13 protein-coding genes and 4 pseudogenes are annotated in these 14,275 nt (G+C 36.5%); all 17 read right to left on the reverse strand.

The features are described from left to right. Positions 1-6: 6 nt before the first annotated feature. Positions 7-1,446 carry a distal tail protein Dit gene (locus JCM13188_RS08935; RefSeq protein ID WP_054753552.1) on the reverse strand — a complete coding sequence of 480 codons (1,440 nt, stop codon included), beginning with the start codon at positions 1,444-1,446 and terminating at the stop codon, positions 7-9. A gap of 15 nt (positions 1,447-1,461) precedes the next feature. Further along, positions 1,462-4,920, reverse strand: a complete 3,459-nt coding sequence (locus tag JCM13188_RS08940; RefSeq protein ID WP_054753554.1) for a phage tail tape measure protein — start codon at positions 4,918-4,920, stop codon at positions 1,462-1,464. 31 nt (positions 4,921-4,951) lie between these two features. Then, positions 4,952-5,170 (reverse strand): phage tail assembly chaperone GT, encoded by a 219-nt coding sequence (gene gpGT, locus JCM13188_RS08945; protein WP_054753556.1) that lies wholly within the window; start codon positions 5,168-5,170, stop codon positions 4,952-4,954. Continuing rightward, complete coding sequence (gene gpG / locus JCM13188_RS08950) at positions 5,133-5,486, reverse strand: phage tail assembly chaperone G (RefSeq protein ID WP_054753558.1); 354 nt, start codon at positions 5,484-5,486, stop codon at positions 5,133-5,135. Before gpG ends, gpGT begins: the two co-directional genes overlap by 38 nt. A 319-nt stretch (positions 5,487-5,805) precedes the next feature. Continuing rightward, complete coding sequence (locus tag JCM13188_RS18725) at positions 5,806-6,252, reverse strand: hypothetical protein (RefSeq protein ID WP_279401627.1); 447 nt, start codon at positions 6,250-6,252, stop codon at positions 5,806-5,808. Then, positions 6,225-6,590 carry a hypothetical protein gene (locus JCM13188_RS18730; protein WP_279401628.1) on the reverse strand — a complete coding sequence of 122 codons (366 nt, stop codon included), beginning with the start codon at positions 6,588-6,590 and terminating at the stop codon, positions 6,225-6,227. Before JCM13188_RS18730 ends, JCM13188_RS18725 begins: the two co-directional genes overlap by 28 nt. Positions 6,591-6,596: 6 nt before the next feature. Continuing rightward, on the reverse strand, positions 6,597-7,256 hold the full coding sequence (locus JCM13188_RS08965) for a major tail protein (RefSeq protein ID WP_054753560.1): 660 nt from the start codon (positions 7,254-7,256) through the stop codon (positions 6,597-6,599). 17 nt (positions 7,257-7,273) lie between these two features. Continuing rightward, a complete protein-coding gene (locus JCM13188_RS08970) occupies positions 7,274-7,648 on the reverse strand; it encodes a hypothetical protein (protein WP_054753562.1) in 375 nt (124 codons plus the stop codon). Beyond that, entirely contained in the window at positions 7,648-8,040 is a 393-nt protein-coding gene (locus JCM13188_RS08975) for an HK97-gp10 family putative phage morphogenesis protein (RefSeq protein WP_054753564.1), read from the reverse strand. Before JCM13188_RS08975 ends, JCM13188_RS08970 begins: the two co-directional genes overlap by 1 nt. Continuing rightward, positions 8,037-8,330 carry a head-tail adaptor protein gene (locus tag JCM13188_RS08980; protein ID WP_054753567.1) on the reverse strand — a complete coding sequence of 98 codons (294 nt, stop codon included), beginning with the start codon at positions 8,328-8,330 and terminating at the stop codon, positions 8,037-8,039. The genes JCM13188_RS08975 and JCM13188_RS08980 overlap by 4 nt, the downstream gene beginning before the upstream one ends. A gap of 76 nt (positions 8,331-8,406) precedes the next feature. Further along, entirely contained in the window at positions 8,407-8,745 is a 339-nt protein-coding gene (locus JCM13188_RS08985; protein WP_054753569.1) for a head-tail connector protein, read from the reverse strand. 14 nt (positions 8,746-8,759) lie between these two features. After that, a pseudogene (locus JCM13188_RS08990) lies at positions 8,760-9,907 on the reverse strand (phage major capsid protein). Positions 9,908-9,928: 21 nt separating this feature from the next. Further along, positions 9,929-10,659 (reverse strand): annotated as a pseudogene (locus JCM13188_RS08995) (head maturation protease, ClpP-related). 286 nt (positions 10,660-10,945) lie between these two features. Then, a complete protein-coding gene (locus JCM13188_RS09000; protein ID WP_439646626.1) occupies positions 10,946-11,818 on the reverse strand; it encodes a phage portal protein in 873 nt (290 codons plus the stop codon). A gap of 14 nt (positions 11,819-11,832) precedes the next feature. Further along, positions 11,833-13,477, reverse strand: a pseudogene (locus JCM13188_RS09005) (terminase TerL endonuclease subunit). 1 nt (position 13,478) lies between these two features. Further along, on the reverse strand, positions 13,479-13,808 hold the full coding sequence (locus tag JCM13188_RS09010) for a P27 family phage terminase small subunit (protein ID WP_054753571.1): 330 nt from the start codon (positions 13,806-13,808) through the stop codon (positions 13,479-13,481). 116 nt (positions 13,809-13,924) lie between these two features. Beyond that, positions 13,925-14,263, reverse strand: a pseudogene (locus JCM13188_RS09015) (HNH endonuclease); the annotation flags it as partial. Between the last annotated feature and the right edge of the window lie 12 nt (positions 14,264-14,275).

Genomic DNA, 14,275 nt, shown 5'->3' on the forward strand with positions numbered 1-14,275 from the left:
ACCTCCTTACTTATAAGCTGGACGATAGCGAAGCGTGCCTTGAAGGGCATTTTCTGGTAATAAAGCTAAGGTGTTTTCTCCTGGTTTTAAACTGAATGGTGTGGCCCCAAAATCTTTAAGATCGTTTCGTAATTCACCGTTAATTCGAATTTCTGGATCATATGGTTGCTTGTCTCGGTGATCAAACGTAATCATATCACCTGGTTGTGCAATATACGGAATACCTTGGACATCATTTAATTTATAACAACGCATCAATAACACTTTCATGTCTTCCTCGTTCGAATCAAAGAATTTTTGAAAGGATAATTGAATCTGTGAAACTTCTTGCGTAGACTGGTTTGATTCAATGGTTCGTCTCCACTCATTATCAACAATTTGTCCAGCTCCACTTCTTAGTAACTGAAGAATTAGTGTCCATGTATTACCTTCTCGAATCACTTTCATTCTGCCGTACATATCTTCTAGTGTTTTAGGTAACGTGAGGTATTCCGTAACCTCTCCACCATTTAGTTCTAATTGAACACCAAAATGATCTTGGCCAATCCATTTATCCTCTATAAAAGCTCTAAACACTATAGAGTTATTTGCATCTAAGCCATACATTTCAATTCTCCCGTTAGAACCACCTTTTGATTCAGCATAAAACCTAAAACCCATGTCAGCTTTAAAATCTTGAACTGCTTCAGAAAGACTGTGCTTCATAGCTGGACCATGCCACTCCTGTTCATCTGGATTAGGTTCAGCAAATATTGGGAAAAATCCTGTTTCATCATAATCCATTGAACCATTGATATAGCCTTCTGAAATAACGTTTGTTTCCACCCATCCAGTCATCGATTCCATATGATGATGAAATATTATTTCTTCTTCATTAACAGGAGTTTGCTTTACATCTATTGGTTGACCGATTAGCATAAATTCTTCTCCATTACTAACCATTGCAAATGTAATCGGTGAAAGGACTTCTAATTCAAAAATTGGTTTAGTTACTGCATTACCTTTAACATTTATCACGGTTCCCGTTGTTCCTACTAAAGGGATTTCTTGTTCAGGACCATAACCATATGGATCTAAACAAAGAAATTGAATGGTACCCGTTCTAAGATCTGCGAATTTATCAAAATCCTCTAATGTATTTTGAACAAGTGCAAAATACGTTCTATCAGGCTCATCATCAAACTGTAAAGGAACAGGTTCATCAGTAATAAGCCATTCTGCCAATTCATCTTTTAAATTTAGATCATGTGCTTCATCATTAAATTTAAATCCGATTGGTTGTCTAATTGTTAGAGGACGAACTTCTGAAGAATTTAAATGAGCTCCATCCATCCCAGGTACCGTTAATAAATGTCTATACACAGGGGCAAATGGAGCTTTCACTCTTCCATGAAGCATATGCAACCACGGTTTTCGGATATTGTTAAATGTGAAAGATTCAGTCAATACATAACCTCCTTTCTACCTGAAAGCTTCTATGATTCTATTATTTCGTTCTTGTTGCTCTGAAATATAAGGTTCAATTAATCTACCCACAGCTTCACTGTCCAATTCAATTGTTGTATTTTTCATAAGCAATTGAGTTAATAGCGCAATCATCTGTTTGGTGTCTTGAACCTGCTCACTTAATTTGTCAACCATCACTTTCATTAGGTGATTCCCTTCATTTGATGAACTAGATGAATCGCTTTGTCTACTAGATAAGGCAAGTAGTTTCATAAACTCACTTGGAGGGCGAACACCTTCCGCATAAGCTGGGATTGCGTTTGCAGCTAACTGCTTTGATTCATCATGTGGAAAAACTTGAGTACCTCTTGGGAGATCATAGATTCCAAGTGGCAGTGCTGCCCACCTATTTTTATAACGCGCTAATTCCCAACCTTCTTCACCCACAAGGGCTGTACCACCTGGGTGAAAATTAGTCCCATCAGCATAAGAAAGTCCATAAGCTGATGTTAATGCTGAAGCTTGGCTCCTTGTATAATCAGCTATACTCACATTAACTTTTCGATTAATGGGTTCGGATAACGCTGCATTAATATCTCTAACAGATGGTGATACATTCGCATTGATGGTTTTATCCACTCGTTCTCCGAGTTCTTTATTGTAATCACCAGCGACAGATACTAAATTTTCAATATTTCCTTTAGCATCTTTTAATCCTCTGATTTCCTCATCTATTTTGTTAACAGACTCCTGAAAAAGTTCTGTTTTACGTTCAGCTGGAGTGGCTTGTTCATATAACTTGTTTCGTTCTTCCTCTAATTTTGTTATACGTTCCTCAACTAAGCCAATGGAATCTTTATCTTGAATAGCCTGTCTAGCTTTTTCTTTAGAAATGCCAGCCGACGTTAAATAATGTTCCTGTAAGCGACTCGTTACAATATTAAGTTGTTTGATTTCTTCTTCTGTTTTTACTATCTGCTGTTCTTTGCTATTAATTTGTTGTTGTAACTCCAATGACTGTTCTTTTAGTCCTTGTCTTCCACCTTCAATTAATCTAAGTAAATCTTGAGCTTGTTTACGTTTTTTATTCATTTCTTTACGTTGACCAGCTAATAATTCACTTCGCATACCGTGTGTCTGGTTTTGTTGAATGATCTCTTTTGTTTCCTCTTTTAGGTCTTTCAGTTCCTCCTCGGTATACTGATTTAGTAGCTTATCAACCTCTGCTTGTTTTTCTTTAGATGCATTTAAACTATCTTGTTGCTTGGTAAGTTCTTGAGCTAATATGCTTTGGTTTTCTAAAACCTCATAATATTCGCCTTCTAATTCTAATGTGGCCATCTTAAGCATTTCATCATTATATTTTCGTAGCTCACTAGTTGTACCTGCTATTTTGCCACCTTGATCAGTTATTTTTTCTGTTGCACCTGGTAATTGGTCTACTAAATCATTATTTAAACTAACCATGGTGTCGAGTTGTTTGTTTGATAATCCAGACTCTTTTTTTAGACCCGCCATTTCTTTTTCAATATCTTCAATAACCTTAGGATCGGAAGCATCTTTTAACTCAGCATGTAAATCTACATATCTCGCAAATTCATCTTTTGTTAATTCCGATTGATTTCTCAACTTTTCAAATTGGCCAATCATCTGATCTGTTGTTTCATATTGATTCATAAATGAATCAGCAGTTTCAAATGAAATGTCATTCAGCTCTTTCGTAGTACTTGTCAGTTTATTAATAGCTCCGCCTACCAGTGTGAGACCACCAATTGCCACACCAGCTATGCCAGCTGGACCCAACATACCTAACCTTGAAATTAAGCCAACACCATTAGATTTTCCTAATACTTGAGTAACTTGACTTAAACCACTTGTAAGGGTACTAACAGTCTTAAATGTACTACCTAACATGAAATTAACAGGTCCTAATGCAGCTAAAAATCCTGCAGTAGATAAAATCGTTTTCTGTGTTGATGTATCTAAACTATCGAACCATTCAGCTAAATCTGTAACTCCTTCTGTTACTTCTGGTAAAACATCCTCGCTAAAATCTAGTAGAATTTCACCAACAGGTAATAGGCTTGTTTCAAACTCTCGTAAAATTCGTCTTTTGCGTTGACCAAATGTTTCTTCAACATTACCGGCCATACGATCCATGGAACCATCTACATTGTCTAATTCACCATCAATATCTTCTAGTGCTAAAATGGCATCTGCACCTAGGTCTTCCCATTTCGTACCAAATAAATCTACACCGACTTGGTTAGCGGTTGTATCATCTAAATCATTTAAATCTTTAACAATGGAGTCAAAAACATCAGAAGCTGTTGCTTCTCCATCTTCAAACGCTTCAAATAAATCTTGAGTATCATCTGATAACTGAGATAATGCATCTTTTGTCGTATCGGATCCATCCGCTAATCGAACACCAAATTCTTTAACAGCATCGTTTAAATAATCAAGATTATAAACACCTTCATCCATACCCTTTTCAAGAATTTGAAAGTATTCTTCAGCTGTAAAACCCATATCAGCAAATAAAGGAGCATATTCACTTAAGTTATCAAACATCTCATTTGAAAAGTTGAGACCATTTTGTGCACCACGCGCCATTAAGTCAAACGCAGCATCAGCCTCTAAACCAAACCCTTTTATAAGGTTGTTTCCAGCTCTTGTCACTTCATTAACATCTGATTCAAATGTTTCAGACAAAAGTAAGGCTTTACGTGTAATATCCTCTAACTCTTCATCATTTAAATCACGAATATTTTGCCTTGTTTGTAATATAGCGTGGTCTACTTCTTCAAGACTTTGTGCATACCCATCCTCATAAATGGATTGCGCAATATCCGTCATACGTTCAGTTTCTTCCGCTGTTAATCCAAGGGAATTTTGCATACGAACCGAAGCGTCTTCAAACTTACCTGCCGTCATTAAGGAAGCCGTTCCTGCCCCTAAAATAGGAACGGTCAAACCAGTTGTTGCCGTGGATCCTATGCTGGTTAATGAATCTCCGACTTTATCTAACTTCCCTGAAAACTGATCTAAATTTTGGCTAAGTTTCCCCCAAGTAGACTCTTGAAACGCCTGTTCTTTACGCATTTCTTCTAGTTCATCTGTTGTACGTTGGACGTAGCGCTCTAAGTTATTTAGTGCAGCTGCTTGATTATTGTAAGCACGTTCAGCCTTTTCTGCTTCTTTAGAACCTTGCCCGTGCTCATCAACCATCTTTTGATACTCTTTATAGGACTCTTCTGTTACCTTTTTCTGAACTTCTAACTTTTTATTGAGTCCTTGAAGACGTGTCTCATACTTTCCGATTGAACGATCTCCGCGATCAAATGCGCTCATATTTTTACGCATTTCTGAGTTAACGGTTTTTAGTCGGTCTTTTACACCCGTAAGACCTCTTTCCAAAGCTAAGTGATCTAATTCAAGCCCTATATTTAACCCTTCAATTCTTTCTGCCAATGGTTAACCTCCCTTCATAGAGGGATAAAAATTAACCGCCAAAGGCGGTAATTAGAGATGTTTCTTCTCTAGGTTTCGTTTCTTTCGATAGTAATTCAAGAACAAAATTAAACGGCATATTGAGTACATCATTGATGTCCTTACCTTGCTTCATCATTTTCAAAATAATCTCGTCTAAATATTGCTTTTGTTTTTCTGGTGTAAAATCATCATCAACTAACTGATTTTCTCCAGGTACTTTTTGTTTCAATATTTTGATCACCTCTGGCCACAAAAAGTACTTGATCTTGTAAAATACGCATGGCATCTGGGGCATGAAGGCCCTTAAATAAATCTTCTTTTGTAAACTGACCACCATAGGCTTTGTCAGCAACGAATTCTAATAATTTATCAATCATTTCTTTCTCATTATTCACATTGACATTTTTCATTTCAGCCATTAAATCTATAGCCTCATAAACGACTGATAGAGGTAAAAACATCGGTGTTAAGTATTTCTTTGTAACTAATTCACCATCTTTAACTTCTGTAATGAGCTCGATCATGTGTCGCTTTAAATTTGCCATGTTAAATCCTCCTTCAAATTAAAATAGAGCAGGATTACTCCTGCTCTTCGACTTTCTTAATTAATGGTCTTCCTGCCTTATTGTCAGATGAAGCTAGTTCATCTAGTCGCTCTTGCTTAACCTTTTATTAGCTGGTTTAGGGAATCGATCACCCACAAAATAATCTTTATCATCCTCTAGATCATGAAAACCTTCAATCACTTCATACTTAGCCATTTGAATAACCTCCTTAATCGCTTCAACATATTTGATAGAAGCTTTATTTTTATCTACATGCTTAAACGAATCTTTAAAGGGTACTTTATTCACGTATTTCCCTTTATAAAATAAAATGCTGGTGATCATTCATCACACCAGCATTATGATAGATTTTCGTTTGATAATATCTTTCAACATTATCGGTTGGCCAACAAAAATCTAATTCATTAGGAGTTTCTACATCCTTACCGAAATGATAGACATTCCATAGCTGCGCCCACATTTCTGCTGTCCACTTTTGAATAGGAGTATAATTAGAATCATTTTGTCGTACATACTCCCTTTCTACTGAGCTTAAAAAGTTATATAGTTTGATAGAATCCTCAAAAACTTTATTCCAGTAGTCATGAGTTGGATGTTTGATTATCCATTGAGCTCCTCCGATAGGGTGTTTCTTTCTGATCAGTGAACAATCAACGCCTACAACATCACACATTCTTTTTAGTAAATCAGAACCTTTACTATCTATATACTCAACGCTTAAATAACTTTCACATGATGAAGCCAACCATTTATTTTAGTTGGTTGGACATTAGGTAATTCTCTTAACAGTACATCACTATCCAAGTAATAGTATGTTTCCATTTCCCTTGAAGGATCTTCTTCTAAATATCGCTTCCATAGATAGGGTTTAACAGAAGGAATGTAACTTTTATCCTCACGAACATCATCATACACATGTATCTCAACACCATAATTCTCATGCAAATAAACAGGCACCCGTTCATCATGCCGTGTGAACAACAGCACAATGTGACGAATGCCTAGTTTTTGTAATCTAGTAATACACACTTCCAGCTCCCATTCAAAACGTTTAATGGCAGGCTGACATAAAATATATTTCATTTATAATCACGCGCTTGTTGTGGTAGTCGTTGTCGTCGTATCAGGATATGCGACTCCAAAAACTTTATTAAATAAAGCATCACGATTAGTGGTTTCACCATCCGCATCATAACCAAATACTACGGACTTTTCTTTTGTAAACCCATCGACTTTACGCTCCATAAATTCTCCTGAAATTTCTTGGTTCTGAAAAGCTGTGGTATCTTCTTTTGTCTGTGCGTTAATGGTTGGACGCATAAACATGCCTTTAGTTAACCCAACCCATTCTTTTGAACCATCCTCATGAGTTTTAGCAAATACACAAGCAACGTATGGAGGATTGTCCCCCTCACCATAAGAACCTAGTCCCTCCACCGTTTCAAGACCTAACAATGTTTGACGGTCCTCTACTGGTAGTTTATGAAATGCACCCGTTACGGTAACGTTACCATTCGAAACAGCAATTTCAGCTGTTTTGTTATCACCATAAGCACGTACAGCTTCTTGCGGTAATTCAACTGTAATCGTTTGAGCAAACTTAATGCGTTCAATAGAACCATTAATAATACCCGTATCGCTTGATTCATTCAGTACAGCATAATAAAACTCATCAACTCCGGTTGATGCTTTATAGTTTTTTTCTGAGAAATGCTGCAGGTTTAGCTTTAGCAGTCTATCTTTTTTCATAGATTTTCCTCCTCTTATTAGTTAACATATTTTTTACCGCGATAACGTCTAGCATCACGGTAAACATTTAAATCTTGATCCCATTCATCAACACCGCCACCATAGTTACCAAAGTTAAACTGATCCCAAAGAATCTGTTGAATTTGTTTAGCCACAAGGTCACGGTCTGTTTTATTAAATGACCAAACTTCAATTTGATATAGATAATCTTCTGTTAGCCATTTATTATCTGCATAATCTGATGGTAATGGAGGATCTAAAGGATCAATAATAATAAATGGACCTTTTTCTAGATCCTCAGTGTTCGGATATTTATAAAACTTAATCCTTTGGCCAACTTTTTCTTGAATAATCGGATCCACTTTAAAAGCTTCATAAAATTGATATTCCATTAGATCCCCCTTTCGATTACCTCTTTAACGGTTTGGCGGTAGGTCCTCTCTGCATTACGCAAAGCTTTTGCAATAGCCCCTTTACCTCGTGGGTTCGGATTTTGTACCGTACCAAACTCATTGAGATGGATAATTCGATAACGATCTTTTGGGCCTCTCCAATGTACTTTAATCGTACGGACACCACTATCCCACATAGGCTCAGAAATAGTGATTTCATCAATAGATGCTCCAGTATCTTTGAAGGATTCAAATTGACTTTTTAATTCCTTCACAAACACTTTAGCGCCCTCTTTTAAAGCCTCATCACTAATTCGTTGCATTGCTTGTTTACCAAGACGTTGTTCCAGTTCATTTATTAGTTGTTCTAAGCCGGTTATGTTGACACTCATGACGTTAAACTCGCAATCACATTAATAAAAGATTTATGTTGAAGATCAGGCTGTGCTTGCTTAACGTTATAACGTTTGTTTTGATACTCAGGTGCATCAATTTCGACGTAGTGCTTATTGTTTGGGATATATTCAGCTTGAGGATCTCGAATCGTAATTGTGATATCAGAAAGTGTCCCATTTGCTTTTGCTTGTTCTGCATCTCTTAACCACACCTCGTCAACTTTAGCCCATGTTCTAAAAAGTTCATTCTTTTCCTTTTCACCTGGGTAAGGTCCTTCGTTTGGCACATATTCATAAAAATAACAGGTGTTCTTAGCTCACCTGTATGCACACGTGGAGGTTTATATTTAAAATTCCTCATCATTACACCCCAGACTTTGTTGTGGTGGTTGTTGTAGTCGTTGTCTCATCTGTTTCTTCTGAAAGTAAATCAATTCCTAAACTTGTTATCTCACTTAAAAAGTTATCTTCAAAATATTCAATGGCATCATTATAAGCGTACCGAGTACGTTCGAATACTAGTTCTTTAGCTCCTTCATGTTCATTAATGTCAAATGGCCCACATTTGCGTTGTAAACTATGAACAGAAAAAGACAGCAACCGCTGAAGATTACTGTCTTCTGAATTATGAGTAATGTGCATACGCTCTTTAAACTCTTCTAGTATTTCTTGAGTGACTTGAGTATTTGTCTGAACACCCATGATTCACTCACTCCTTATGCGCTTGTCGTAGTTGTAGTTGTGGTTGAGCCACCTAGATCTAAATCATAAACCGCAGCCGCATTATTGTCTTTCGGTTTACCTGTCGCATATTGTTTTGCAATATAAACCGTTGCATCTTCAAGCGCCATTGTTTGTTCAAACTTTTTGATAGGATCTCGGCCACCCATTGCTGCTAGATATTCACCTTGAAGGAAGAACAATACCTTTCCTTCAGGAACAAATACAGATTCATAGTCTTTAAAGTTAAGTGGATAGTTTGTCACGTATACTCCACTTGCGTTTTGAATGGTTGCATTAGCTTTAATACGGAAACTGTTTTTGGATTCATCACCATGACAAGCTTATTTTCCACTTTACGAACTTGTTCTTTTCCATTCGCATCTGTGTATATAGCTAATTTTTCTGCAACTCCAGCTAATTCATCAATCATTGTTTCGCCACGTTGGAATGTAAGTGTGCCAGATGATGATTTATCTGAAACAGCACCTGTTTCACTATTAACATTCTTAAGTAAGCCAATAGGTTGGTTTTGCCCTGAACCAGCTACAAACCCTTGTTCAAGTCCAACAGCCATCGCTTCCTGAATCATGGTACGTACATATCGTTCAATCCATTCAGGACCAAGTTTTAACATGTCGTTTGAAAGTGGAATGAACGCTGTAAGCTTCAATTGACTAATAGATACTTTACGAAACGCAGCATTTAATTGGCCTTTGATTCCATCAAATAATGGCCCCCATACAGCTGCCCCTTCTGGATTACTAAAAATATACTCTGTGACTGCTCCTAGATTTTGTAATCCAAGTGCATCTAATAACGGATGTTCTTTTCTTAAATCTTCAAACACACGCTCTTGTGTCGTTTTTGGAAGCATTTCAGTGTCAGTAAATCCACCTTCTTCAACCACCGCATTAAAGAATTTGTATTCTTCTGATGTTAAAACATTTTGGCCGCGTGATTGAAGCACAGCATTATCAGCCATTTGAGTATTAACTTGATTTAGAATGTCTGATTGAACATCTTGTGCTAATGACTCAAGCATTTCATTAAGTGCTTGTGACTGCTCTTCTTCTGTGCCATTTTGTGTTGCCTTCGCAAATGCTAACTTCTTTTCTTCAAAATTATTGAATTTAATTGTCATTTTCCTCATTCCTCCAATATTTTATAAATTTAAAAAGAGCTCTGAAAGATTCCGCTTATATTCGGGATCTTGTTCAGGCTCTTTTGGTTCATTCGATTGTAGGTTAGTTTGCGCTGCATATTTCGCAACTAGCTTTTCTTTAAAGTTCTCATATTCTTCATCATCATCTTCTTCGTCATCCACATCTTCTAGAGATGGAATCTCAATTTCTTCTCCAATCACATCTGCTAAGCCAAAGGCAACTGCTTCTTCAGCTGTTAAAAACGTTTCGTCATCTAACAATCGATTCAATTCTTCTTCTGTTCCAACAAAACGTTTCTTATAAGAGGCTGCTAATGCTGAATCGATTTTACGAAGATCAGATGCTGTTTTTTCGAAATCATCGGCATTACCAAACTCAATGGTGCTTGCTCGATGAATCATCATCATTGTGTTTTCAGGCATGATGATTTTATTACCAGCCATCGCAATAACCGATGCTGCACTTGCTGCTAAACCATCCACATGAACCACAATATCCGCCTTATGACTTTTTAGTAAATTATTAATTGCCACACCATCAAATGCTGAACCACCTGGTGAATTAATGTGAACATGGATTGTTTCAGCATCTACTCCATGTAATCGTCGTTTTAGCCCTGTGCGCTGTTTTCACTAAACAGGAACCCACCAATAGGACCATAAATATAGAGCTTAGCTTCTTTGTTATCGTCATTCGCCTCAAAACGAATACTCGACTTCTTATTCATCATATTTTTGAGTTCGTCTTTCCAATTCATTCTTTATCACCTCCTTCAAGTAAATCTGCTAACTCAGTATAGTTTTTCGTGATGATATGTTTGTCCAATAACTCATCATCTGAATGTTCATATCCTGCTGCCTCCCTTACTTCATTTCCAGTAAATGCTGATGATGATACAAGCTTATCAACTGCTGAAGCTAAGTCGAATAGATCACGGTAAGACGGACGCCTGATATCTAAACGATCACCACTTAAATAATCTTGTTTTTCAATGAACTTTCCGCTAAACTCGTCTTTTATTTTTTAATTATTGGATCGATGCCAAACGTCATAAAATTGCGTGTGCTTTTTTCTACATCGGCCATTTCCCCACGGACTAAAGCAGGTGGTATACCTAAGGCTCTGGCCACATGATCTAAAAACCCATTTGTTATTTTATTAATTTCATCTACACTTGCTGATGCTCGATTAGATTCTTCTTTGTAAGTAAAACCTTTTTGTTGCGGTACAATAGCAAACGTCTTTTTCTTAACAGCTTCATACATACGGTTAATGAAATTTTGCAATTTAGTGGATGTATCTTTATCTTTCGCGTGAGCACTTTCAGTATCTACTGTTGCTCGAATTTGGTTGTTGTGCAATTGAAATTCAAGCATTCGACCAAACAATTCACCATAATCAGCATATAAACTATTAATTAATCGTGATAGATCTTCATTGTTGTAGGGAATGTAGATTACATCACTAGATAAAAATGTACGACGAAAAGTATAGTTTTTTACGGTTACTTCTCTAAACACATCATCCATCATCGCATATTCAGTTCGGCTGAAATCATCTGCAATTAATAGATCATCAGAATCTGTTTTAATGATCAATACTTCATTATCGTGAATAAGTTTGTAAACAAACATATCCCAAAATTCACTGGCCGACTGATTTCGGTTGGGCTTCACATTCATTCGGTAGTAAAATTCATCATGCTGAACAATACCTTTTTTCTTAATTCGAAATTCTGACTGACTAATCGTTCTTGCAATTAAATTAACGCATGTTGCTATGGCTAGTTTTTTGTAATAAATACGATCAGAAGTATCTTCTAATAAATCGATATCATACATGAAATCAATCTCATCATAATTCTTAGTAAAAATATCTAATAAACCCAAATAGTATCACCCCCTTAAAAGGCTATCTCATCTAAGAAAAAATCTTCTTCCTCTTCCAAAACGTTATCTGCTTCAAATAAAGCATGAATAAACGCTTGAAATCCATCTGTTTTACGTCTAACTTCATCTTTTTTCAAATACTCCTTGTTTCCATCTTTCTTGATTTTGACGTAAACATTATTCGTATACCAACGCATTAGCGGGTTATCATCAAAAATTATATTGTGGTTAGCAAATATCGTTTCGACTCGTGGAGCCAATTTACTGTGAATGGCTTTAGGATTCCGAATATAAATAAGTTCAAATCCTTCTGCCTCTAAAGCCGTCTTGACCAAATCTAACCTGAATGTATCAGCCACAATTCGATTCACTCCGTAATGCTCACGCATTTCTAAAAACCAATCAACTATATGTTTAATATTAATAACTGGCTCATCAACAATCGTTAAGAACCCTTCTTTTTCCCAATCATAAATAGGTGGTCTCAATTCAACGGAATCCAAAAATCCTTTACGTATAAATGAGTGTGTTTTCCATACGTAGTCATCACCTACTTTGAATAACAAACCTACAGCTGCAAAGTCTCTTATAGATGCAAAGTCTAACCCACCAACCGCTGTACGATGGTTTAAATCTGGAAAAGGCCTGTTGGTTGCTTCTATTTCTTCCCAGGTAGCAACTGAAGTGGTTAGATCCGTAGCTGGCGTATTCATACGTTTAGTCATAAATTTGATTCTTGCAGATGGTTTCGAGTTCCCCAAGCTGATATACTGTCTTTTAACGACTCTAAATAACTCTTTAGCATAATCGCTCATCGGTGGATGAAACATAGGATTAGCTTTTTGCCAATTCGTTTCATCGTCTAACTCACTTTCTTCATCTAAACATGCCATAAAACAAGAGATGATCATCCGGAGCTTCACCACGTAACACTCGCTCAGCTCTCTCTTTTAAATCATCTAAGTAACCTCCACGAACAAACCCGTCTGTCGTAATAAAAAATTCTCTAGAATGTTTAACTTTACCTAAGCCAGATGAAAACACATCTACTATGGCTGAATCTTCATATTCATGAACTTCATCATATATGACACAACCATCGCGTAGACTATCTTTGGTTTTGGCATTTGATGTATGGTATTTAAGAATACTTCCATTGGTTTTGCTCTCGATTTCTGACCTTGTATGGCGAAAAAGAGATTGTAATACTCCCTCTTTACCATCCTGTTCAATGACATCAAAAACTTCTTTATGAGATGTTTTGGCTTGGTCTTCACTATTGGCCACAATCGATACATTATATTTTTTGATGCCATGTAGATCACTAATAAAGAAATGAGTTAAAGTCGAAATAAGACCGTTTTTACCAGCACCTCTTGCCATATATAAGAAGAACTGTTCAAAGAACGGATGATCCCCTTCTTTGTAGTATAAGAAAACAAATGCTGTTATGAACTTTTGATAAGGCTGTAACTTGAAATAATGTTTTTCAGTAAAAGCAATGTAACGTTCGTGTGTCACTTCATCGAAGTAGAGATCGTCTCGATTGAGGACGTACTTTTTTAAATAAGAAAACAAAAGGACCAAATACTTACTGACTTTAATTTTGCCAGCTTCGTATTGGTCCATATAATAATCTACATGTTTGTTTTTCAACATTTTAAATTAGATCACTCGTTGAATACTTAGGTTGATTGTCATTGTCCTCATCGATAAATTTAAAAGTTCTTTCGATATTTATAATTGCTGTATTGACTTTGCTCATGTCATTTAACAGAGGATGGGACTTAATAAAAGTTTGACTCCCGTTTTTGATTGTGACCGATTCACCCTCATTTTTTACTTTGCGTTCCATTCGTCTGTACATCTCAATATGCTTTAAATACCTACCAACTTTTTCGACCTCAACTGGGTTAGTTGTATCTATACGTGACATCAGATAATGCTTGATTTTATCAGTGCTCACATCGATCCTTAATTTGTTCGTCACACATGCCCACCCCCCTTACGTGTGAATTTGGTTAAAAATCTAGGAAGTCGATTCCCCCTGCACCGGTGCCCCCAGCAGCAAAACACCAAAATTTTTAGGCGGGGGGTATCACCATTTTCGTCTCCATCCCACTTTGTTGGCTTTCTCTTAAATTTAAATACAAAATGCCTTCCATGCTTTTTGTTATGACATTTAACACAAAGTGTTTCGAGATTCTCTTCATCAAGCGCAAGCTCTGGATAATCTTCTAAATCTTTAATATGGTCAACTACTAGTTGTATCTTCTTTCGTTTAGCTTGTTCACTGTATTCATTAGTGTCTATCTTAACAAAGCCATTACGTTTACATTCCTGACATTCATAATTGTCACGTTGTTTGATATATAACCTCATTCGTTTCCAATCACGACTATCATAGAATTTGCGTTTTTGTTCTCTAGTTTTGTATTCAGTCATTTATATCACCAC

Origin of the sequence: Piscibacillus salipiscarius JCM 13188 (genome assembly GCF_001311865.1) — a bacterium.
GTDB lineage: Bacteria > Bacillota > Bacilli > Bacillales > Alkalibacillaceae > Piscibacillus > Piscibacillus salipiscarius.

What these genes read in the sequence shown, in the direction of transcription:
- gpG (WP_054753558.1), bottom strand. Translation starts at nt 5,486, where the DNA reads ATGGCAAATTTAAAGCGACACATGATCGAGCTCATTACAGAAGTTAAA.
- JCM13188_RS18730 (WP_279401628.1), bottom strand. Translation starts at nt 6,590, where the DNA reads ATGAAATATATTTTATGTCAGCCTGCCATTAAACGTTTTGAATGGGAG.
- JCM13188_RS08965 (WP_054753560.1), bottom strand. Translation starts at nt 7,256, where the DNA reads ATGAAAAAAGATAGACTGCTAAAGCTAAACCTGCAGCATTTCTCAGAA.
- JCM13188_RS08970 (WP_054753562.1), bottom strand. Translation starts at nt 7,648, where the DNA reads ATGGAATATCAATTTTATGAAGCTTTTAAAGTGGATCCGATTATTCAA.
- JCM13188_RS08975 (WP_054753564.1), bottom strand. Translation starts at nt 8,040, where the DNA reads ATGAGTGTCAACATAACCGGCTTAGAACAACTAATAAATGAACTGGAA.
- JCM13188_RS08985 (WP_054753569.1), bottom strand. Translation starts at nt 8,745, where the DNA reads ATGGGTGTTCAGACAAATACTCAAGTCACTCAAGAAATACTAGAAGAG.